We start from the raw sequence: 318 nt of genomic DNA on the forward strand, positions 1-318 counted from the left end.
CCTTCAATTGTTAATGTATTTAGGTCTTTAATTGCTTCTTTGTAAGCGTCATCCGATAGTAAATTTTCTTTGTGAGCTCTTTGTAGACCTAGACGATATTTTTCTCGGTTATTAATTAAATACCTACGACCAATAGCTATAGCTGCAAACACAGCAATTGCACCAACACCTACAATAGCTTCGTCTGCAACTCCTGGGATCAATGCCAACACGCCAACTAATAATGCAGGTAACTCTAATTGAGAAATTGCTGAAGAATTTTTTAATAATTTAGCAATTCTTTCTGCTTCTTCTTTATTCATAGCAAGTATCCTAGAC

Annotated in this window: 1 protein-coding gene; it reads right to left on the reverse strand. The window is 35.2% G+C overall.

All coding sequences use genetic code 11. The annotated features are described in order from the left end of the window. On the reverse strand, positions 1 to 302 hold a 302-nt coding region (locus tag AB4496_RS15300; RefSeq protein ID WP_372131293.1), incomplete at its 3' end, for a hypothetical protein. Positions 303 to 318 lie beyond the last annotated feature (16 nt).

Origin of the sequence: Vibrio sp. 10N.222.46.A1, from assembly GCF_041473595.1 — a bacterium.
Lineage (GTDB): Bacteria > Pseudomonadota > Gammaproteobacteria > Enterobacterales > Vibrionaceae > Vibrio > Vibrio tasmaniensis_A.